This is a genomic window from Brotaphodocola sp., from assembly GCF_050873365.1.
Classification (GTDB): Bacteria; Bacillota; Clostridia; order Lachnospirales; family Lachnospiraceae; genus Brotaphodocola.
On sequence record NZ_JBNMIQ010000016.1, the window covers coordinates 18,073 to 38,828 of the forward strand.

A 20,756-nucleotide genomic window follows, 5' to 3' on the forward strand; every position below is an offset into this window, starting at 1 on the left:
GGACCAGCCCCTCTTTGATTCCTTTTCTTTTTGAACAACTCGAAATCGCAATCTCGATTTTCATTTCCAATTTCCATACCGTTTCATACCGCTTCGCAGTCCAACACCGCTTTTATCCCACTTTCATAACACCTTAATACAGCGAATGTATCCAGAGTGCCAGCAAGATTCCAAGCACTGCGCCAGCGAGAACCTGAAGCGGGGTATGTCCGACAAACTCTTTGAGTCTTTTCTGAATATGCTCATTGTCGAGCTTGAAGAAATCCTGCTCCATGATCAGATTCAGAAGTTTCGCCTGTTTTCCGGTCTCCTGCCGAACTCCGATTGCGTCATACATCACAACCGCCGACAATACAAAGGAGATCGCAAACTCAAACGAGCTCACCCCGTAGCACAGTCCCGCGGACGTTGTCAGTCCACAGACTGTCGCGGAGTGGGAACTCGGCATTCCGCCCGATCCCACAAGTCTCTCCGGTGTAAAACTCTTGTTGATTGAAAAATCAATGATCGTCTTGAGCACCTGCGCGACTACCCAACCGGTCAGCGCGCTGACGAGTACCTCATTGCTACACAAACTTTCCCAGAATGTCATGTTTTTCTACTCCCATCCGGATGCCGTTATCGTTCGTTTTCTTCGCTGACTCTCTACCAATTTGCTAATCGGTTCTGTTCTTATCCTGCAACGTGCAGAACGTGAGCCAGCCGGCAAACCCACTGGTTCTCTCTGATTCCGTCCCCGACTTCCGCAAGACTGCACGCCTTGTCCGCAAGACAGAGTGCCATGCCTTCCTTCGTCGCCGGTGGAATCGGAGTCAACGGCCACATGTGGCGGAGAATCATATTTTTCTGATCCTCCGTCACCTCAAAATACTTTTCTGCATTGTTCATCGCAGTTCTCGGATGGGTGAAACCGTGAAAGCGCTCTCCGGTCATCTTTCCGTGAGTATGCCAGTCATAGAGAAACAGATCGTGAAGGAGACCGGCTCTCGCCGACTCCCGGCTGTTCCATCCCATCCGCTTGCATATGCGGTAAGTCAGATACGACACCCGGATGCAGTGATCCCGGCACGTCGTCTGACCGTGCTGAATGTAATGTTCCATCGACTGAAACACCGGATGCTCCAGAATGTCCATCACACAGCTCAAATATTCCTCATCCCCCGCATACCGCCCGAGAGCGGTCCAGCCGGTATCTTCCAGCCATTCTTTCAACTGACGCCGTTCCTCGGCAGTCAGCAAATCCTGTCTTCTGATCAAATTTCTCACCTTATTTCCATCTCACATCAGAAATTTCATCTCACATCAGATGACCACAGATCTTTACTCAAGCCTTACTTATTTCTTTTATGACTCAGATTCTTATGATTCAAATTTTTATCACTCAGATCTTTAATATCCGATCAGCCAGTCGTAAAGCTCCTGATACTTCATTGCGGAAGCATGCCAGGAGAAGTCTGCGCTCATCGCACGGTCAATAATCTTGTTCCACTCTCTCTTCTTGTCGTAGTAGATGTGTTTTGCATAGCGAACCGTGTCAAGCATCTCATGCGCATTGTAGTTCGAGAAGGAGAAACCGGTTCCTCTGCTCTCGTACTCGTTGTACGGCTCTACGGTATCCTTGAGTCCGCCGGTCTCACGAACGATCGGAACAGTACCATAGCGCAGGGCCATCAGCTGGCTCAGTCCGCACGGCTCAAACAGGGACGGCATCAGGAATGCATCACAGCCTGCATAGATCTTGTGGGACAGCTCATTGGAGTAATAGATCTGAGCGGAAACGCGATCATGGTACTTCCAGTCATAATGACGGAACATGTTCTCATACTGCTCATCTCCGGTTCCAAGAACGATCAACTGCATGTCATCACTGCACAGCTCATCCATCACACACTGAATCAGATCAAGACCCTTCTGATCCGTCAGACGGGAAACGATGCCGACGGTGAACTTCTTCTCATCAACCGGAAGTCCTAACTGCTCCTGAAGGGCACGCTTGTTCTTTACCTTCTCTTTGCGGAAATTCTTTGCATTGTAGCTCTGAGCGATCAGGGAATCCGTCTCCGGATTGAACTCATCGTAGTCGATGCCGTTTAAGATTCCGCGCAGATCATTCGCACGTGCACGCATCAGACCGTCAAGACCCTCACCGTAGAACGGCATCTTGATCTCCTCCGCATACGTCGGGCTTACGGTTGTGATCGCGTCAGCAAACACGATTCCACCCTTTAAGAGGTTTCCATCCTTGTATGCCTCGAGCTTATCCGGCGTAAAGTAATAATCCGGAAGCATCGAAAATCTCTGAATCGTCTTCACATCCCAAACGCCCTGGAACTTCAGGTTGTGAATCGTGATGACGGACTTGATGTTCTGGAAGAACTCGCCTCCGCGGAAACGATCTTTTAAGTAAACCGGAATCAGACCGGTCTGCCAGTCGTGGCAATGAACTACATCCGGTTTGAATCCGATCACCGGCAGTGCTGAGAGTGCTGCATTACAGAAAAAGCAGAACTTCTCATCATCGTAAAGCCAGTCTCCATAAGGCTTCGGACCACCGAAATAGGACTCATTATCAATGAAATAATAAGTAATTCCATCATACACATACTGCAAAATTCCGACATAACGGCTCTGACCGAGATAATCCATATAAAAATGATTGACATAGGTCATGTTGTTGCGCCATTTTTCCGGGATACACAGGTACTTCGGAATCATCACCCTCACATCGTAGTACTGCTTGTCAAAACACTTTGGAAGTGAACCGACAACGTCCGCCAGACCTCCCGTCTTAATAAATGGAACTGCTTCCGATGCCACAAATAAAATATTTTTCATCGAATCCCCCTCCTCTACCGTACCCGCTCCCCTCGCGGATTCTCATCTCGCTACCGCTCACGCTCCATCATAGATGCTTCGCGTTTCTCACGCACTCAGATCCCATCGAAAACTTATCTGAACTGCAATCCCTGACACACGAAAACGATAACCTCGTATCTTCAAGTATACAATATTTGTGGCAATTTAGAAAGTAAAATCTTGCTTTATTTTTCTAAACATTCCAAATTTATGCCAGTCTCTTGTAGTCTAAACGGATTTTGTCGGAAACCAGGGCAATAAATTCTGAGTTCGTCGGTTTTCCCTTTCCTGTGCTGACCGTATATCCGAACAATTTGTGCAGAGTGTCAAGTCTTCCGCGACTCCAGGCGACCTCTATCGCATGGCGGATTGCCCTCTCGACACGGCTTGAAGTCGTATTGTGACGCTTTGCGATCGTCGGATACAGAACCTTCGTCACAGAGACGAGCATATCCTTCTCCTCTACTGAGATCGAGATTGCATCTCTCAAATACTGGTATCCCTTGATATGCGCCGGAATTCCAATCTCATGAAGAAGCTGTGTCACATCGTTTTCCAGATTCTGCTTGATGTACTCTCCGGGATCGGAATAAGGGACAACGCGTTTCTGTTCCTGCTGAGGTTCGACAGCGATGACACTCCGACAAACTCTCTTGATTTTATCCATCAAAATGGTTTTCTCAAACGGTTTCATAATATAATAACTTGCACCTAGCTGAAATGCCTCCTGTGCAACGCGCTCACTTCCGGCTGCGGTCACCATGATAAAAGCTGGGAGCTGTTTTCCCGCCCGCTCCTTCCTGATTTTTTCCATCACGGAAATTCCATCCAGTTTTGGCATGATTACATCTAACAATACCAGGTCAGGGTCGGTTTTCCGAATCATCTCACATGCATCTTCTCCATTTTCTGCTTTTCCAACTACGCAAAATCCTTTTTCATCCTCCAGCATCTGCTGAATCAGTGCCATCATCTGCGGATTATCTTCTGCAATTACCACGCGAAAATCTGTCATTTTTCATTCCTCCTCTTCCTTTTCCTGTAATCATCCTGTAATAAAATGTATTATAGCCTCTGCCTTTGTCTCAACGCAATTTCTTTTCAGCGCAGGATTCGACAAACGCGCCCAAAATCATTCATACGCACAATCGATTTTCTTATAACAAGTTTTCTTTTTCAGTATTTCTGTCGAACTCTGCGAGATGTTTTAGGAACGAAATTCCCGTGTAGAGCAGGGCACAGACCACGCAGAGGATCAGAATGCTCATCATCAGGATGTCAAGCTGGAACGTCTGACTGCTGTAAATAATCAGATAGCCGAGTCCCCGTTTTGCCGAGAGAAACTCTCCGATAATCACGCCAACGAGACAGAGTCCGACATTGACTTTCATGTTGCTGACAATCAGCGGAACTGCCCCGGGAAGCAGGACTTTCGTGAGCACTTCCTTCTTTCCCCCGCCGAGGGAGCGAATCAGGCGAATCTTATCCGGGTCCGTCTCCTGAAATCCCGCGTGAAGCGTCATAATCGATCCGAAGACGGCGACGGAGATCGCTGCGACAACGATCGTGTGGACATGGCTTCCGAGCCAGACGATCAGCATCGGTGCCAGAGCCGATTTTGGCAGGCTGTTGAGCATCACCAGATACGGCTCGAGAATCTCCGCGAGCGTCCGGCTTGACCAAAGAAGCACCGCCATAAAGATTCCAATTCCCGTCACAAGCAAAAAACTCACAATCGTCTCAAACAGCGTAATTCCGAGATGCTCCCAGATACTCCCATCCCGAACCATTCCGGCGAGACAAAAAAGAACTCTGGACGGAGAGCTGAAAATAAATCCATCGATGATATTCAGTCTCGTACAGAGTTCCCACAGGGCGAGGAGCAGAACGAGCAACATCCGCCGTATCACTTTCACCCTTCTTCTGTGTAGTTGTTCCTGTCTGATATATTCTTCCTGAAACTGATCCATAGAGCCCTCCCGGTCAGATAACGTCCGATCTTTGATACCTTCACTATATGCAGAAGGATAAGGAGGCGTGTACCGCTATCCTTTGTAACGGCATATGGATTTTGCCGATTTTTCTCATCTCAAACGCATGATCCGCGTTTAAGTCAGGTTTTACTCAGCTTTTGAATCAACTTTTAAATCAACTTTTGAATCGACTTTTAAATCCGCACTTTGATCAGCTCTGAAGAAATCCTTTTCCGATGATTTCACTCGAATTTGAGATCAGAATAAATGCACTCGGCTCTTTCTTTCGGACATAGTTGCGAAGCCACACTGCCTGTCCGCGCTTGACCGTCGTCAAAATCACAGTCTTGTTGTGATGAGTGAATGCCCCCTGCGCCTTGTACGTCGTCGCACTGCGGTTCAAATCGTGGATGATATACTCGCAGATCGGGTCCGGATCGTCACAGATGATCGTAAAACATTTGCAGAGGTTGATGTTCTCAATCACCTCATCAATCACCAGCGATTTCGCCATAAGACCAAGCGAAGAATAAAGTCCCGTCGTCGGTCCAAAGACGAAAAATGACATCAGCACCGAAGCCACATCGACGCACAGAAGCGCCGTGCCAATGTTCAGACTCGAGTGTGCTTTCAGGATCATCGCAATGATGTCCGTTCCTCCGCTCGATGCTCCGATGTTAAAGAGGATCGCAGAGCCGACCGCCGGCAGAAAGATCGCAAAGACAAGCTCGAGCATCGGCTGGTCGGTCAGCGGTGCCGAGAGCGGACAGATTCGCTCAAGTGCCGAAAGGCTGAACGACATCAGCATACTCGAGTAAACCGTCTTGATTCCGACATCGGTGCCGAGAAAAATAAATCCCAGAACAAGCAGAGCCGTGTTTGCCACAAACGTAAAGTCACTCGCACTGATCGGGGTCACCTTTCCGACAATCGAGGAAAATCCGGTCACACCGCCGAATGCAAAGTTATTCGGAAACTTGAAGAAATAAATTCCGACCACCATGATCCAGATGCTGACCGTGATCATTCCATATTCCGCGAGCACTTTTAAAAATGGATTTTTGATGTTTTGAATATCCTGTGTTGCCATAATCTCTCCTTGAAAGGCGCAAAAAAACACATCCAAAACGATATTTCTACATCCTATCTCATTCTGTCTGTGAATTTTTGTAGCGCCTTTGCTACCCATATTTTCTCAAATCTGGAATCAATAAATCACTGCCTTATGCTTTTGCAGTTTTATTATGACAGTTTTATTATGACTCCTTCATCCCGTGCTCACTATATCGCATTTGTATGGAAATAGCAAACATTCTTCTGATTGGGCAGGGTACAGGATTCCTACTGGATTAGTATTTGAAAAAATCCAGCAAGAATTCTGGTGAACCATGTGAAATCCTAACGAAATTTTATTTGGACGCCGGTGAATCCCAGGTGTGCAGATCCTCCCGCACATCCTCGATCATCTGCGCGATTCTCTTTGTGTACACATTGTCCGGCAACACTCTCTGCCACAGCTTATATCCCGCTGTCGCCCGCACCGGCTCCCAGCTCATCTGGTTGCCACAACAGTAATCATAGTAGAGATCGGCGTAGAGTCCCGCCATCTCCTCCTTCAGATCATCCGGCACGAGTGTGATCGTCTTCATCACCTGGTTTTTTATGATCTCCTTCACAAACTTCGGTGACCACGTCGAGAAATTCAGAAGGTGTTCATCGGTGCTTCCGACTTTTCTCGCGTATGCCTCGACGTCGAGCTTCTCCGTCTCAAAGTGCATGCCACCCTCGGTATCCCAGCTTAAGACTCCGTACTGGCACGCGGGAATCGAAAACGGAGGCATCACGATCTCCGACACTCCATAATCGTCGGCGGAGGTTCCGGGTTCCGGCTTGTGCTTCTTGATTCGCTCCGCGTGAAGGTGACCGCTGATGTAGAGCGGAACCTGATAGGACTCAAGCAGATTTACGGTATCATACGTATTCTCAAGCGTACACTCGGAGGTGTACATCCGGCTCTCGGAGAGCAGGTTGTGATGTGCCATCGGAAGCACCTCGATCCCATGCTCCTGCGCGACGCGAAGATGCACGCCAAGCCAGGTCAGCGTCTCGGGTCGAATCCGACCTCCAACCTTATTTCCATTCTCATACTGGCAAGAATCGAGCATCAAAAGCCAGTGCTCTGCATCCACCGGATAGACATAACTGAGCGAACTCGGATCCCGGTTCGGGGACTGATCAAATCCAAATTCATGGTAGATCTCATAGAATTCCTCCCCCGAGTGTAGGTATTCTGCCTCCTCTTTTTCAATGCCAAAGTAGGTTGCAGAATTCTTGTTGCTGATGTCATGGTTTCCCGGGATCACGACAACCGGAATCCCGGCATCCTGAATCGCGCGGAGGCGCTCTGCGAGCTTTTCATGGTTTTCCCGCTCCCCGTTCAGCGTAATATCCCCGGTCAGCACAAGGGCGGACGGCATCTTTTCAAGAACCGTATCGGCAAGCGCATCCATCAGAAAATCGCTGTACTGGCTCGTCTTTCCGTCGTCATTTGCAACCATCTTCCAAAAAGCCGTCCCGTCATCGTGCGTCGTCCCACTCATATAGTGAAGATCCGAGACAACCATGATTGTCGGCGGAACATACTCCTCCGTAGTCTCCTCACCTTCGCTCTCTGAAGTCTCTGCCTTGCCATTCTTAGTTCCCGTCCCGCGCTTTTTCCCTCCGGTACTGCCTTTTTGCAGGTTGCGTTTTAAAACATCAGAAAGCCAGGCTTCATAGGATTCCTCCTGCCCGGCTTCCCCATTTTCGGTCTCGGAGTCGTCTGATCCCTCTGAGAATCCCTCAGAAGATTCCTCCGTCTCCGGCTGTGAAGTCTCCCCTGCTTCAGTGTCTTCCGTCGATTCCTCCGGAGTCTGTGCAGAGTGCTCCGTCTCCTTTCCTGTCCCGGAATGGCTGCCTCCAAGTTCTCCCAGCAGATAGACCACCCCGGCACAAATCAGGATCAGAGCCAGGTAACATAAAAGATGTAAATATTTTTTCAGTTTCATCAAATCTCGTCATTGACGCAGATTGCCCCGTAAGGACGGATTGTCATCCGGTATGCACTTCCCTCACCGAGTGCTTTTTCAATGAAAGCCACATACTCGTCCACAAGATCATTCGGCAACATTGCCATGATAACTCCTGCGAATCCGCCACCGTGAATACGGCAGGCTCCCCGCTTCTTCTCCTCTATAAACAATTCTGTCAGGGCAAGGGCAACCGAAATTCCCTGTTCCTGATAGTTGGTGTTGGTGTAGCAGTTCTGAAGCCATTTCCAGGAAGAATTTCCGGAAGCCGTCACATTCTCTAAGAAGTCCTCAAAGCGTCCCTCTTTCAGAGCCTTGACCTCTGCCTCGACACGCTTGTTCTCCTCAAAGAAATGAAGGGCTCTGAGGACAGAACGATCTCCGGCGTATTTGCGGACCTCCTTCAAATTCTCAATCAACTGCTCCTCCGTAATCTGTGCGCAAACCTCTTTTCCAAAATACTCCGCAACCTTCTTCATCTCCGCCGGTACTGCCGAATAATCTGCACTCAGATCGGCATGTCCGCGTCCGGTCTGCACGATAATCAGGCTGTGATCCTGAGATGCAAAATCAAAATCGATCTTCTCCACCTTCGGCTCGTTCGGATTTAAGAAATCGATCGTGATCAGGCCACCGACTGCACATGCCATCTGGTCAAGCAGTCCGGAAGCTTTGTCCCAGTATACGTTCTCTGCATATTTTCCGATATGGGCATAGGCAACGGTGTCCATCCGTCCCTCATTGAAGAAACGATTGATCATCGAACACAGAAGCATCTCAAACGATGCAGATGAGCTCACACCCGCAGAGCTGATGACATTGCTCGTGATGTAGGCATCAAAACCGCCAATCTTGTATCCGCTCTCCTCAAATCCCTTGAGCAGTCCCTTGATCAGATCGACCGTTCCCGCCTTCTTCTGGCTCGGTGCCAGTTCATTCAGATCAATCGTAAAATTCTGATTGAATGTCTCGCTGATGATATTTACCTTGGAAGAGTGGTTGATCGCGCCGACTGCCACACAGTCCAGATTAATGCTTCCTGCAAGCACTTTTCCGTGATTGTGGTCGGTGTGATTTCCGCTGATCTCCGTTCTTCCCGGAGAGCTGAACAGCATCATCTCCTGATCGCCGAATGTATCGTGAAACTTCTGCACAACGTGACGATAGCGGTTGGTGTTCTCCTCCGCCTTCTCCCCGTAAAGCTGTCTCATCAGATGTTTTGCTCCCTCAGACTCGAGTAACTGCAAGGTTTCTTCTGATCTCATATCCTTCTCCTCCAATTTTTATGTAATCCAATAAGCCCCATTTCTTTTAAATGTCTGAACCGGTCGGATTCTCTCCTCCGGAAGACGCTAAAAGTATATCACATTTCGCGAAGCGGTAACAATACGATATTCTTTGAAATTGATACATTTTTGTACGACAGCAAAAAATTCAACTAAAATCCTTTGCTTGAAGATTTTCTGCTTTCCGATTATGATGATCTATAATGAACACCATAGAAACTAACGAATTCAAAAAAATAATGATTAAAATAACAATTAAAGATTTTAGAAAAAATTTGGAAGAAATGAGAGGTCAATCATAGACTATGGACTGGAACGGAAAACCTTATCACTCCCTCGACTGGGAATTAAAGAAACGCTTTGGAACAAAAGTATACAAAATCGCCCTCGACGGCGGAATGACCTGCCCAAACCGCGATGGCACACTCGAAACCCGCGGATGCATCTTTTGCAGTGAAGGTGGCTCCGGAGATTTTGCAACCAGATTAAGACTTGATTTAAAATCGGATTTCACCCCAGATTCAAATATAAATTTAAATATAAATTCAAATACAAATTTAGATGCAGATGCAGATTCAGGCACAACTTCAATAAGTTCAAACATACGCTCAGACGCAAATTTAAGCGCGAATTCCGCGATCTCCTCCGCTGTCCACACACAGATTGAAGAGGCAATCACGCGCATCAGTCACAAGATGGGAAAGTCTCCGGAGGCCTATCTCGCCTATTTTCAGTCCTACACAAACACTTACGCCCCGGTTTCCTACCTGCGTGCCCTCTTCTCCTCGGCAATCTCCCACCCTCTCGTCAAGGCGATTGCGATCGGAACCCGCCCCGACTGTCTCTCTGACGAGGTTCTCGACCTCTGCGAGGAATTAAATCAGATCAAGCCAGTCTGGATTGAGCTTGGGCTTCAGACGATCCACGAAAAAAGCGCCAACTTTATTCGGCGCGGTTATCCGCTCTCCTGCTTTGAGGACGCGCTTCAATGCCTCCGCGCCCGCGGTCTTGAAGTCATCGTCCACGTGATCCTCGGACTCCCCGGAGAGAGCCGTGAGGACATGCTTGAGACCGTCTCCTGGCTCGGCAAACAGGACATTCAGGGAATCAAACTCCAGCTTCTCCATGTCTTGCGGGGCACGGATCTCTGCACGTTTTATGAAAATCACCCATTTCCCGTCTTCTCGATGGAGGAATATCTCGACCTTGTTATCGACTGTGTGAGCATTCTCCCACCCGAGATCACGATTCACCGCCTCACCGGAGATGGCCCTAAGAGTCTTCTCGTCGCCCCACTCTGGAGCGCAAATAAGCGCCTGGTGCTCAACACGCTCACCAGACGCTTCAAAGAACGAAATATTTATCAGGGCTGTGCACGAACGACAGCGCATCCACGCTAAGTTACGCTGAGTTTAAGTCCTTAAGTTCAAGTCAACGCTCGCCAAGACTTGGCGCGTGATTTGATTTAAGTTATACAACTGCGAGCACGATACCGCCATCTCCGGCATAAACGGTTGCAACTCCAGCCGTCTCTGTGATCACGATCTCCTTGAATGTAGCTCGCTTCATCAGCTCATTTTTCACATACTCAGCACGATCCGGGCAGTTGCAGTGAGCGATCACCGCACGACGCTCGGACGGATTCTCCGCCTCACGCACTGCAATCTCGCACATTCTCGAGAATGCCTTATTGATTCCTCTTGCCTGCTCCAGTTTGATGATCGTACCGTGATCGGCACCCATAACCGGCTTGATGTTCAGTGCAGTCGCAAAGAATGCCTGAAGTCCAGTCAGACGACCATTCTTGCGCAGTGGCTCTAAGGAGTCGATCACGAAATACGTCTTCTGGCGATCGCGAAGCTCCACGAGTTTCTTGGAAATCTCCGGGAATTTCATTCCCTGCTCATACATATCACGAACATAGAGCGCAAGATTCAATTCTCCCGCAGACGCAGACTCGGAATCCAGCACGAGAATATTTTTATGATCTGCACCGTGCTCTTCCTCGTACATGTCTTTTCCGACCGTAGCACTGTTGTAACATCCACTTAAATGACTTGACAGGAGGATTGCATAGACATCCTCTGCATCTCCTTCATAAGAATTCTTAAACGCCTCCGGCGACGGACATGCGGTCTTCGGACAGTTCGGACTCTCCTTCACCATCTTGATGAACGCCTTCTGATCAAACGTCTCATCATCAATCACCATATGATCATCCACCTGAAGCGTCAGCGGAACCATCTGAAAGTGCGGATTCTGCTTCATCTCCTTTGTCAAATCGAGACAGCTGTCTCCTGTCACTTTATAACTCATAGTCTCAAAATTCTCCTCTCGAAACATTTCCCCTCAATATCTGGTTTTCAATACTACTTATTATAGCATATTGTTTTTTATATTGCTACTCTTTTCTGAAGTTCCCACAGTATCCTATAAAATTTTAAGTTTGAAAAATTCCCGTTCCTTTCCAGTAACTCATGTATTACACATCATACGTTGCACAAACTGCAACTTGTTATTCCATTCTGCGCCTGTTATAATAATTTCAATTAACATTCATTCGCGATTCCTTCTCCAATCACGTTTTTATGACGAGACCCGAGGGAATAGCAAGCAAACCATTATTTTACGAAAGTAAGAAAGGATCATTTTTATGATGAAATACAGCAACAATCTCAAACTGAATTCCCATATCTTCCTGATCGGATTTATGGGTGCTGGAAAAAGCACGATCGCAACCCAGCTCAAAAAAATGCTTCCTGTTGACCAGATGGAGATGGACGAGACAATCGCAAGGGAAGAGGGCATGTCGATTCCGGATATTTTTGCCAAACACGGAGAGGCTTATTTCCGCGATCTCGAAACCACTCTTTTAAAGGATCTTTCTCAGTGCTCTCCGATGATCGTCTCCTGCGGAGGCGGTGCCGTGATGCGCGAGGAGAACACCCAAATCATGAAGCAGTGCGGACGCATTGTACTCCTGACCGCAACCCCGGAGACCGTCTATGAGCGCGTGAAAGACAACACCGACCGCCCGATCTTAAACAACAACATGAATGTAGACTACATCCGCAATCTGATGGAAAAACGGCGCAGTCGCTACGAATCTGTCGCAGACATCACCGTCGCCACAGATGGCAAGAGCGCAGAGGAAATCTGCGAGGAAATTCTGAATGCCTTAAACATCCAGTAGATGAATCATCTTTTATTAAGATAAATCTCGACCTCTAAAAGTAACGATCTGTAAAAATAAAGAAAAAGACTCAGCAGAACTTCCTCCTCGAAATTCTCTGCTGAGTCTTTGCTCTTCTCGTTTTGCCTTGTTTCTCTGATATGCCTTTCCATTCGGCATCGTTCTCGTCGCCGGATTCAAACCGTTCCACCCGCACCTCATGCTCGAATAATATTCTTTCTGTTCGCGCTTGCTTCTCTTATCCAGTGAGACATACTTTTTCTTCTCTGCTCCCATGCCGATTTCCCCTCTCGTCTTTCTCTGTTTTTTGTTTAATTGCCTGATTTCTGTTTTTTACTCTTGTTCTTTCTCGTTTTCGGACTTGCTCTGACTTTTGATCTTCCCAATTCAATTTTTTCGATTCAATTTTCTCGATTTACTTTTCACATCTTCTTTCAACTGCTCACATCTTCACAGCACTTTCGCATTCTTCTGCCTTTCCCTCAGAAATCATCGCATCCATCTCTTTGCAATATTTCTCATACTCCCCGCCAACGCAAAGCAGAGCTTTGTTTGCAAGTTTTTCCATCACCTGCACAAATCGTTTCTGATCCCGCTTACGGATTTTACAGAAAATCACACAGTACGGCAAATCTTCTCGATCCATCTCATGTGTAATTTTCCACTTTAATTTTTCCTGAGCGAACAGGGCATCCGCAAGATATTCTTTGTAATCGATATACATGTACGAGAGCGAAAACGGCGAAAAAGACTCAAACTGCCAAAAGTTCTTTATCATATGTATTCTGTCTCCCTTCCCCCTGATAGTGTGGTTCACGATGTGTCTGAAGATATTCAAAATAAATAAGCAAACGCCTCAGTGATGCACTTTTAGCCCTCAATAAACCGATAGGCATCTCACTGATCCCTCCGCGATATGCATGATGATATACATTTACAGAGTAAAAAGAAATATCCCCGTCAATGACGAGGATATCTTCCATAGTGGTGTGCAGTACTCGGCTCAAAATCAAGAGATTGTCAAGACTCGGCAGTGTTTTTCCGGACAGCCATTTATAAATCGCCTGCGGATTTTCAAATCCCATGGCGCCCTGGATGTCCTTTACCGTATAGCCATTCTTTTTCAGAAGGGCTCTGATTCGGTTTCCCGTTTCTTCCTGCTGAATCGACATATAAATCGGTTCCATAGCTTCTCCTCCGTATTCTTTCCCACCCACAAACACGACTTTATTTTATCATTTTTTTCTCAGACAATCTACTCTTACTTTCCGCTGTCATTGTTCTTTTATTATAATGCAAAAAGCGCAACCTGTCATTGAACCTGTGGTTTAATTTCTCTCCACACAAAAAAACAGGCGACTGGCATGCGAACGTTTCTTCATCATGCCAATCGCCCATCTTGCGCTAAAGCGGACATATTTTATTTTCTCAAATCCGAACCAAATCCATCAAATTCCGAACATCTGCGACAGAAAACGGATTCCCGTCTTTGTGCGGAAAATCCGACTGCGTACTGCCTCTGCCGTCTCCTTTGACTCCCCGTCCTCATAAAGATTCACAAGGAAATCCGCTTCTACTAGGATCTGATAATCCATTCCGTTGATCTCATGGTAGGTGTGGTGATGACCGATCAGATACTTGATCCGATCCATCTGACTCTCCGTGTAACCGCCAACCTCCCGCATGAGTTTCTCGGCTTCTGCCGGACCCTCCAACTCCTGATATTTTCCACTGCTTGAACCATATTTCTGTTCACTGATATGAATGCCAATATCATGCAGAATTGACGCACTCTCCAAAATAAACTGCGTCTCCTCATCAAGTCCTTCTAACTTTCCGATCGCGGTTGCAAAATCGTGCACTTTCACAAAATGCTGGATTCTCTTTGCATCCCCATGATCATAACCGATCATCGCATCCATCAGTCTCGCAAGTTGCATCTCCATGGCATTTCCTCATTTCCAGTTTTCTGGTTTTCACTTCTTGATTTTACTTTTTAATTTGGCTTTTTAATTTTACTTTACTGTTGTTTTTTCTTTTTCGATTCCTGATCTCTGATTTTTGATTTTTTGGTTTTTCGGTTTTTCGTTTTCTCGTCCTTTGCTTCCTGACGATTCTTCTCTGTCCCTTACAGATTGCGAATAATTTTCACATGGTTGCGGAGCACCGCATAGTAACCGCTTCCGATTTCCTGACCGAATTTTTTCACCAGAGCCGTGTGAATTCCGCTGAGATTCTTGCGCGGAAGTCCGCTTAAAATCTTCCAGATCGTCTCCGTCGCCTCTTCCGAAATTTCAATCCGATTTCTCTTTAAAATCAGGTCAAGATACTCTCTCTCCCTCTGCTTTCTGCGGTTGCTGTATCCGGCAGAAAGTTCTTCCTTACACTCTGGATTTTCCTTGAGATAGCGGTAGAGACTGTTTCCCACTGCCTGACCAAACTGATACTCAAGCATATTGTGAACCATCGACATATTGGAAAGTTTCACCGTCCCGCAAAGATCCATGAAAAACTTGAGATCCTGGTGCGGATCTGTGCTTCCGCTCGCGCGGAAAATTCTGAGAACTGAACGCTGACACGGCGTGTATGATGCCATTCTCTGCGCCTCTGTCTCTTCTGACTCTTCCGATTCTTCTAGCTTCTCCGGCTTTTCTGAGTTCTCTGGATTTTTTGCATTTTCTAAATTCTCTGCATTCTTCCTGTTCTCGGAATCTTTTTCCTGAACATCTTTCTGCACAGAATTCTGTGCCGGATTCTCTGACAGATTCTCTGCATCAGCACTGCATAATTTTTGCGCCTCATTCTGACCATCATTTCGATCTTCATTTGGCTCTTCCTCGGAACCTTCATCCTGATCCTCGTCCGGATCATAGTTTAGATCCCTCTCATCCTCAAGTTCCGGATACTCGGTCTCGAATTCCTCTGTTTTATTTGCTGTTTTCTTTTCCGTTTTCTTTGGAGTTTCCTCAGAATCCGGTTTTGTCACAGCACATTCCAGTGCAGATTCTGATTTTGCCTCTGCAAGTTTCTCGGTATGTCTCTCTGAATTTTTTCCGGCATTCTTTTCTGCTTTTTTCTCAGTCTTCTCAACCTTATCAATGTTCTTTTCTACGTTCTTTTCTACGTTCTTTCCTGCGCTCTTCTCCGCTTTTTTCTCGGTCTTTTTCCCAGCGTTTTTCTCGGCATTTTTCTCCGTATTTTTTTCGGAATTCTTCTCCGCGATCTGCTCTGCAATCATCTCAGATGCCGTCTCTAAAACCGCTCCCAGAGCCGTCTTTGCGGTATCTGTCAGCGATTCCACCTGTGCCTTGCGCTCAGGCGTTGCCACCTTGTCAAAAAGCGTTTTTGCAAGCATGGCTGAGGACTTTCCCCGTCTTCTCTTTCTCCGGTTCGGTTTCTCTGATTCTGCGCCATCGCAGGCATCTGACTCAGATTCCGGATTCTCCGATTTTTCTTCGTTTCCGATCTCAACGGAAGCAGAAACTGACTTCTTCGCCTCGTCCACAATCTCCTTCACAAAATCTGCCACTGCACTCTTCTGAGCACCTTTCTGAACATTTTTCTGGACGCTTTCCTGAGTATCTTCCTGGGTGTTCGTCTGAGTAGGCTGAGCCTGCTCGCTCTGCTTTTCCTCGGAGCTTGAACCTGCCATCTCTGCGATCTCTTCGCTCTCGGAAATTTGATCCTTCGAAGTTTGATCCTTAGAAAATCCATTTTCAGAAACCGCGTTTTCAAAAACGTTCTGCTCCGAAACGATTGAAACTATTTTTTCGGAGATCGCTTTTTCAGAAGTTGCTTTTTCCAGAGACACCGATTCTGAAACCACCGATTCCGAGGTCATTTCCTCCGCAGATTTCTTTTTCGAAAAAATCGAAATACAAGGTTCTTCCTGGCGCTGTTTCTTCATCCTGCTCGCAAGTTTTGTGCACTCAATTCCTTTGATCCGGCTGACACTGCATCCTCTCTGTTGCCAGTAGCGAACAACCGAATCGTATCCGGTATCGTTTGAGACAATCACATACTCGCGTTCCTGATCCTGACAAATCTGATGACCAAGCTCGGTGACCAGCTGAAAATCGAGAGCATTCTGACCGCCAAAACAGCGAATCCATCTCACCGTTCCTTTTTCCAGCTCCATCAGGCGGACAATTCGGTCATATCCCATGTGTGCGCTTTTATCTGTGAAAAACACCATGATGCAGTCCCCGCTTTCAAGGGCATCCAGGATTTCCACCCATACATCATTGATATTTTCACTGTCAATCAAATACGTTCTTTTCATAAAATCCAATTTATCCTTTCCATTCCGTCCGGTCATTCTGCACGGAAATCCTGTTCGGAAATTATGTCCGGAAACTTCAGCGCTGATTCCATTATACACTTCTTCGCAAAATTTAAAAGCGGGTTTTTTCGCTTTCGTTTGTGGTATGTAGTGGTACGCCCCCTCTTTACTCCGCTTTCTTTTTCTTTGTGTTCGTTTTCTTCGTGTTCGTTTTCTTCGTCTTCTTTTTTTCGATTGTCAACTCATAGCTCAGATCCAGAAGATTTTCTATCTGCTGGTTAAAGATTTCCTCCGATTCCTCACTCAGAAGAATGCTGATCCAGTTCTCCTTGTTCATATGATAAGCAGGGAAAAATCCCTCCTGCGTGACCAGCGAGCCAATCAGAATCGGATCACACTTGATATTCAAAAGATCTACACCTTCCTGCCCCGCCAAGCCGATTTTCTCTCCCGCCACACTCAGGACTACCCCAAACCATTTCTTCGTGTCGCGATGGCGAAGCACTGCATTCGTATCCCGCCACGGATAGTCCGGCTCTACATGATAGTTTTTTTCCACAAGTGCGAAAAGTTCTGTTCGATTCATCATTTTCCTCCATGTAAAACACCCGCTTTGCACCTGTCTGACTCCAATCAAACTTTGTGCAAAACGGGCTTTTTCTTACTTTTATTTTCTTGTTGGCGACACCAATCCAGCCTATTTTATCATGCTGAGGCTTCTCTTCCACAGTACTTGGCGATTGTCGCAATCACCTTGTCCATCTGAAGCGGTTTTGAGAGATGTGCATTCATATTTGCCTCCATGCATTTCTTCGCATCTTCCTCAAACGCGTTTGCCGTCATCGCAATAATCGGAATCTGTTTCGCATCTTCGCGATCCATCTTTCGGATTTCCTTCGTCGCAGAAATTCCATCCACCACAGGCATCATAATGTCCATCAGAATCGCATCAAACGTCCCTTTCGGATGATCGGCAAACTCCTGAATCGCCTGTTTTCCATCATGGACAATCGTGATCGTCGCCCCGGCATCACCGAGAAGCGTCTCCGCAATCTCTGCATTCAGCAGGTTGTCCTCCGCAAGGAGCAGATGCAGACCGCGAATGCTCGCCTCTCCCTGAATTTCCCGTGCGTTTCCATTTTCCATAAGAGCTTTCGTTTCTTCCGCCTCTGCGATCTCAAATGGAATTGTGATCGTAAATACCGATCCCTCGCCCTCCCTGCTGTCGACCTTGATTGTGCCGTTCATCTTATCGACAAGTGCCTTCACAATCGACATGCCAAGTCCGGTTCCATTGTAGACGCTTCTCGCGTCTGTGCGCTCCTGCGAAAACGGCTCAAAGATGTGTTTGAGGAAATCTTTGCTCATACCGATTCCAGTGTCGGAGATCACCCATCGATAAGTCACCGTGTTCCCCGATACTCCCAGACAGTCAAGCTGAGTAGAAACGCTTCCGCCGACACGATTATACTTGATGCAGTTGCCATAGATATTTAAGAAAAGCTGGCGAATGTGAAGCGAACTTCCGTAAATGTATGGCTCCTGAAGACTTCCCGGTTCACAGTCAAATCGAATTGTGATTCCCTCCTCGGCAGCTCTCTAACTGATAATCGTCAGGATATCTGAGGAGAGTTCTTCAAGATTAATCACCTCATGTGCAAGAACAACATTTCCATCTTCAAGCTTGCTCATCTGAAGCATATCGTTGATCAGGGAAAGCAAATGATTTGCAGAGATCATCATCTTTTCCCGATTTGTCCGAAGCAGTTCGATGTCATCCGGATGTCTCTCTGAAATGCGGAGCAGACCGATGATTCCATTAAGTGGAGTTCGGATATCATGCGTCATTCTCGACAGGAAGTTTGTCTTCGCTTCCGCAGATTTCCGGCTCTCCTCATTTGCGCGCTCTGCCCGTTCCACCGCCTCTTTCAACAGCGTTTTCTGGTGCTCTAACACCGCATTCTGCTCATACAGGCGCTGATTCAACTCTTTCTCCGCCATCAAGCGTTTCTCCATATCCGTCTCTTTCTGGACACGGATTCCCTGCAAAGCGCGATACTCCCCAATCCAGCGCACAGTGATGTATATCAGGATCAGCACGCCGAGAAAGGCGCAGAAAAACTGAAGAAGAATCTGCGTTTCCTTTGAATTCCACTCAAATGTCGCAATATAATTCTTCTGTCTGAGCACAAGCTCCATCCGAGACATCAGATGAAACAGAAGCATTCCGCAGATGATCAGCCCTGTTACCGCTACCCCATACTAATATCCCATATGGAGCTTCATCTCTGTCCGCTCCGAACGGCTGAGCACCTCAAGTTCCTTTCTCCAGTGCCCTCGAGACAAATAATAGTGAAGCAGACAGACCATACACATCGTGCAGGTATAGAGAATTAACTTATTGGTCGAAAGCCAACTCGTCAAAATCTGATTGACCGTCACCCCACACTCGGGAAAAAGTCCTGCCATAAATGCCATTGCGATACTGCCGTGAAGCCAGGTGGAAAACATCGTGATCAGCGCAATCCCCACATAGACATGTTTTCTCTCCTTTCGGAAATAGAACGCAAACATCCAACCGGTAATCAGCGCAAACCAGAGCCTTGCCGTCGTCAAAATCAGGGATCGCATAGGTTCTCCACTGCGAAACGGAGAAAAGATGAGATCTCCATACTGGATTCCCGTGACCGTTGCCTTCCACATTGAAGTCAGGGCAAAAATCATTGCTACCGCAATTCCCTCCTTCGTTCCGAGTATCATCGTCGCAACAATCACAAGAATATGCATGGTCGTAAGAGATACGGGCGGGATGATGATAAATCCCAAATACGAAAACGCCAAAATCAACTCTGCCGACATCAGCATAATGAGAATTTCCGTCTTCACCTGCCTGCTCAGGGCAATTCCATATAATTTTTCAAAACGGGATTGTTTTGGATAGTCTCTGCTCACTTTCACATACTCCCTTTTCCCTAGTATCTTTTGTCCTGTGAAAATGATCGTCGCCTTGCCGTTTTCGATATTCTGTCTTCTTTATTCTGTCTTATTTGATTGTTTTCTGAAAACGCAGAGTCCCCCTGTCCCCTCGGACAGAGTTTCTCCCCTAAAACATCCTCAAAAAATGAAAAAACACCATAAAAAATTATGGTGTCCCCTGCATATTTCGATTTTGTGCAACTGGCTACCATTTCACAGGCCCTATAGCTTTGCGTCACAACCTTTCGATTGCTTTGCCCAATATAAATATATGAATAATTATACGCTTTTCTGAGGATTCTGTCAATTCTGACAACTACAAAATCTGTCCTTATCTGTCCTTTTTTAATTCAAAAACTTTCTGTAAATCCTCTCGTCCTCCTCTTTAAATACATTGAAAATAACTTTTATCTCGCTCTTAGTCTCCTCACGAAACTTCCGCACGGTCTCGACCGCAATCTCTCCTGCACGCTCATTTGGGAACATAAAGACTCCCGTAGAAATACAGCAAAAAGCAATGCTCTTTAACTGATACTCCTCTGCAAGTTCCAGACAGGAGCGATAGCAAGACTCCAAAAGCTCTTCATGTTTTCTTTGCAATCCGCCCTGCACAATCGGACCAACTGTATGGATTACATATTTACACGGCAGATTGTAGGCTGGCGTGATCTTCGCCTGTCCCGTCGGCTCCTCGTGCCCCTGCTCTTCCATAATCTTTTCACAGTCAAGGCGAAGCTGAATCCCCGCAAAGGTATGAATACAGTTATCAATGCAGGCGTGATTCGGGACATAGCACCCGGTCATTCCACTGTTTGCCGCATTCACAATCGCATCACAATGAAGGCGGGTAATGTCTCCCCTCCACAAAAAGATTCCCGGCTCAACCTCCTCGATCTCATCAAGCTCCACGATTCCCTTCTGTCTCGCTCTCTCCTGAAGATACTCGTCCTGAATTTTTAAAAACTCCGGGGAACACGCCATCGGACGGCGCACATTCATCAATCCGCGCAGAAGTTCTCTCTGACCTCCCGCTTCCCCCGGAATCCGGATTTTCTGGTACTGAACATTCTCCGCCAAAAGTTCTCTGATTAAATATTGCCGTCGCTCACTCTGATTCATTCT

At 46.9% G+C, this 20,756-nt stretch carries 21 protein-coding genes and 1 riboswitch; of the genes, 2 read left to right on the forward strand and 19 right to left on the reverse strand.

Translation table 11 applies throughout. From position 1 onward, the window contains the following. Positions 1–133: 133 nt before the first annotated feature. The 8 genes from ACR0QT_RS08955 to ACR0QT_RS08990 all read right to left on the reverse strand — a co-directional run bounded on the left by ACR0QT_RS08955 (position 134) and on the right by ACR0QT_RS08990 (position 9,162). On the reverse strand, positions 134–592 hold the full coding sequence (locus ACR0QT_RS08955; RefSeq protein ID WP_308450354.1) for a divergent PAP2 family protein: 459 nt from the start codon (positions 590–592) through the stop codon (positions 134–136). Between the two features lie 80 nt (positions 593–672). Continuing rightward, complete coding sequence (locus ACR0QT_RS08960; RefSeq protein ID WP_432630505.1) at positions 673–1,134, reverse strand: HD domain-containing protein; 462 nt, start codon at positions 1,132–1,134, stop codon at positions 673–675. A 255-nt stretch (positions 1,135–1,389) separates the two neighbouring features. Beyond that, positions 1,390–2,835, reverse strand: coding sequence for a glycogen synthase GlgA (glgA, locus tag ACR0QT_RS08965; protein ID WP_177977645.1), 1,446 nt, complete (start codon positions 2,833–2,835; stop codon positions 1,390–1,392). Between the two features lie 229 nt (positions 2,836–3,064). Beyond that, on the reverse strand, positions 3,065–3,871 hold the full coding sequence (gene spo0A, locus ACR0QT_RS08970) for a sporulation transcription factor Spo0A (RefSeq protein WP_432630469.1): 807 nt from the start codon (positions 3,869–3,871) through the stop codon (positions 3,065–3,067). Between the two features lie 142 nt (positions 3,872–4,013). Continuing rightward, positions 4,014–4,826, reverse strand: a complete 813-nt coding sequence (locus tag ACR0QT_RS08975) for an ABC transporter permease (RefSeq protein WP_432630470.1) — start codon at positions 4,824–4,826, stop codon at positions 4,014–4,016. A 214-nt stretch (positions 4,827–5,040) separates the two neighbouring features. Further along, positions 5,041–5,904, reverse strand: coding sequence for a YitT family protein (locus ACR0QT_RS08980; RefSeq protein ID WP_432630506.1), 864 nt, complete (start codon positions 5,902–5,904; stop codon positions 5,041–5,043). 334 nt (positions 5,905–6,238) lie between these two features. Next, a complete protein-coding gene (locus ACR0QT_RS08985) occupies positions 6,239–7,876 on the reverse strand; it encodes a metallophosphoesterase (RefSeq protein ID WP_432630471.1) in 1,638 nt (545 codons plus the stop codon). Then, a complete protein-coding gene (locus ACR0QT_RS08990; protein WP_432630472.1) occupies positions 7,876–9,162 on the reverse strand; it encodes a galactokinase in 1,287 nt (428 codons plus the stop codon). The genes ACR0QT_RS08985 and ACR0QT_RS08990 overlap by 1 nt, the downstream gene beginning before the upstream one ends. Before the next feature lie 326 nt (positions 9,163–9,488). Here ACR0QT_RS08990 and ACR0QT_RS08995 point away from each other — a divergent pair, with 326 nt between their 5' ends. Next, on the forward strand, positions 9,489–10,583 hold the full coding sequence (locus ACR0QT_RS08995) for a TIGR01212 family radical SAM protein (protein WP_432630473.1): 1,095 nt from the start codon (positions 9,489–9,491) through the stop codon (positions 10,581–10,583). 70 nt (positions 10,584–10,653) lie between these two features. On the opposite strand, the gene ACR0QT_RS09000 is transcribed toward ACR0QT_RS08995, so the two are convergent. Continuing rightward, on the reverse strand, positions 10,654–11,499 hold the full coding sequence (locus ACR0QT_RS09000; RefSeq protein WP_432630474.1) for a DegV family protein: 846 nt from the start codon (positions 11,497–11,499) through the stop codon (positions 10,654–10,656). A gap of 337 nt (positions 11,500–11,836) precedes the next feature. Between ACR0QT_RS09000 and ACR0QT_RS09005 the strand changes: the two genes are divergently transcribed. Then, a complete protein-coding gene (locus ACR0QT_RS09005; protein ID WP_432630475.1) occupies positions 11,837–12,376 on the forward strand; it encodes a shikimate kinase in 540 nt (179 codons plus the stop codon). 15 nt (positions 12,377–12,391) lie between these two features. On the opposite strand, the gene ACR0QT_RS09010 is transcribed toward ACR0QT_RS09005, so the two are convergent. The 10 genes from ACR0QT_RS09010 to ACR0QT_RS09055 form a co-directional block, all read right to left on the reverse strand. Further along, positions 12,392–12,652 (reverse strand): hypothetical protein, encoded by a 261-nt coding sequence (locus tag ACR0QT_RS09010; protein WP_432630476.1) that lies wholly within the window; start codon positions 12,650–12,652, stop codon positions 12,392–12,394. 166 nt (positions 12,653–12,818) lie between these two features. Further along, entirely contained in the window at positions 12,819–13,154 is a 336-nt protein-coding gene (locus tag ACR0QT_RS09015; RefSeq protein WP_432630477.1) for a hypothetical protein, read from the reverse strand. Next, entirely contained in the window at positions 13,129–13,563 is a 435-nt protein-coding gene (locus tag ACR0QT_RS09020; protein WP_432630478.1) for a helix-turn-helix domain-containing protein, read from the reverse strand. Before ACR0QT_RS09020 ends, ACR0QT_RS09015 begins: the two co-directional genes overlap by 26 nt. Before the next feature lie 261 nt (positions 13,564–13,824). Continuing rightward, positions 13,825–14,316 carry an HD domain-containing protein gene (locus ACR0QT_RS09025; RefSeq protein WP_432630507.1) on the reverse strand — a complete coding sequence of 164 codons (492 nt, stop codon included), beginning with the start codon at positions 14,314–14,316 and terminating at the stop codon, positions 13,825–13,827. A gap of 188 nt (positions 14,317–14,504) precedes the next feature. Continuing rightward, positions 14,505–16,658, reverse strand: coding sequence for a PIN domain-containing protein (locus ACR0QT_RS09030; RefSeq protein WP_432630479.1), 2,154 nt, complete (start codon positions 16,656–16,658; stop codon positions 14,505–14,507). A gap of 166 nt (positions 16,659–16,824) precedes the next feature. Continuing rightward, a complete protein-coding gene (locus tag ACR0QT_RS09035; protein WP_432630480.1) occupies positions 16,825–17,244 on the reverse strand; it encodes an MmcQ/YjbR family DNA-binding protein in 420 nt (139 codons plus the stop codon). Between the two features lie 119 nt (positions 17,245–17,363). Further along, entirely contained in the window at positions 17,364–18,239 is an 876-nt protein-coding gene (locus ACR0QT_RS09040; RefSeq protein ID WP_432630508.1) for an ATP-binding protein, read from the reverse strand. An 18-nt stretch (positions 18,240–18,257) separates the two neighbouring features. Beyond that, on the reverse strand, positions 18,258–18,884 hold the full coding sequence (locus ACR0QT_RS09045) for a sensor histidine kinase (RefSeq protein ID WP_432630481.1): 627 nt from the start codon (positions 18,882–18,884) through the stop codon (positions 18,258–18,260). 36 nt (positions 18,885–18,920) lie between these two features. Continuing rightward, positions 18,921–19,610, reverse strand: coding sequence for an ECF transporter S component (locus ACR0QT_RS09050; RefSeq protein ID WP_432630482.1), 690 nt, complete (start codon positions 19,608–19,610; stop codon positions 18,921–18,923). Positions 19,611–19,827: 217 nt separating this feature from the next. Next, a riboswitch (cyclic di-GMP riboswitch) is annotated at positions 19,828–19,903 on the reverse strand. 76 nt (positions 19,904–19,979) lie between these two features. Next, positions 19,980–20,753, reverse strand: coding sequence for a protein-ADP-ribose hydrolase (locus ACR0QT_RS09055; RefSeq protein WP_432630483.1), 774 nt, complete (start codon positions 20,751–20,753; stop codon positions 19,980–19,982). Positions 20,754–20,756: the final 3 nt, after the last annotated feature.

What these genes read in the sequence shown, in the direction of transcription:
- ACR0QT_RS09005 (WP_432630475.1), top strand. Translation starts at nt 11,837, where the DNA reads ATGATGAAATACAGCAACAATCTCAAACTGAATTCCCATATCTTCCTG.
- glgA (WP_177977645.1), bottom strand. Translation starts at nt 2,835, where the DNA reads ATGAAAAATATTTTATTTGTGGCATCGGAAGCAGTTCCATTTATTAAG.
- ACR0QT_RS08975 (WP_432630470.1), bottom strand. Translation starts at nt 4,826, where the DNA reads ATGGATCAGTTTCAGGAAGAATATATCAGACAGGAACAACTACACAGA.
- ACR0QT_RS08995 (WP_432630473.1), top strand. Translation starts at nt 9,489, where the DNA reads ATGGACTGGAACGGAAAACCTTATCACTCCCTCGACTGGGAATTAAAG.
- ACR0QT_RS08985 (WP_432630471.1), bottom strand. Translation starts at nt 7,876, where the DNA reads ATGAAACTGAAAAAATATTTACATCTTTTATGTTACCTGGCTCTGATC.
- ACR0QT_RS09025 (WP_432630507.1), bottom strand. Translation starts at nt 14,316, where the DNA reads ATGCAACTTGCGAGACTGATGGATGCGATGATCGGTTATGATCATGGG.
- ACR0QT_RS09055 (WP_432630483.1), bottom strand. Translation starts at nt 20,753, where the DNA reads ATGAATCAGAGTGAGCGACGGCAATATTTAATCAGAGAACTTTTGGCG.
- ACR0QT_RS08955 (WP_308450354.1), bottom strand. Translation starts at nt 592, where the DNA reads ATGACATTCTGGGAAAGTTTGTGTAGCAATGAGGTACTCGTCAGCGCG.
- ACR0QT_RS09000 (WP_432630474.1), bottom strand. Translation starts at nt 11,499, where the DNA reads ATGAGTTATAAAGTGACAGGAGACAGCTGTCTCGATTTGACAAAGGAG.
- spo0A (WP_432630469.1), bottom strand. Translation starts at nt 3,871, where the DNA reads ATGACAGATTTTCGCGTGGTAATTGCAGAAGATAATCCGCAGATGATG.
- ACR0QT_RS09045 (WP_432630481.1), bottom strand. Translation starts at nt 18,884, where the DNA reads ATGCTTCTGTTTCATCTGATGTCTCGGATGGAGCTTGTGCTCAGACAG.
- ACR0QT_RS09035 (WP_432630480.1), bottom strand. Translation starts at nt 17,244, where the DNA reads ATGAATCGAACAGAACTTTTCGCACTTGTGGAAAAAAACTATCATGTA.
- ACR0QT_RS08960 (WP_432630505.1), bottom strand. Translation starts at nt 1,134, where the DNA reads ATGGACATTCTGGAGCATCCGGTGTTTCAGTCGATGGAACATTACATT.
- ACR0QT_RS09020 (WP_432630478.1), bottom strand. Translation starts at nt 13,563, where the DNA reads ATGGAACCGATTTATATGTCGATTCAGCAGGAAGAAACGGGAAACCGA.
- ACR0QT_RS09030 (WP_432630479.1), bottom strand. Translation starts at nt 16,658, where the DNA reads ATGAAAAGAACGTATTTGATTGACAGTGAAAATATCAATGATGTATGG.
- ACR0QT_RS08990 (WP_432630472.1), bottom strand. Translation starts at nt 9,162, where the DNA reads ATGAGATCAGAAGAAACCTTGCAGTTACTCGAGTCTGAGGGAGCAAAA.
- ACR0QT_RS09010 (WP_432630476.1), bottom strand. Translation starts at nt 12,652, where the DNA reads ATGGGAGCAGAGAAGAAAAAGTATGTCTCACTGGATAAGAGAAGCAAG.
- ACR0QT_RS09015 (WP_432630477.1), bottom strand. Translation starts at nt 13,154, where the DNA reads ATGATAAAGAACTTTTGGCAGTTTGAGTCTTTTTCGCCGTTTTCGCTC.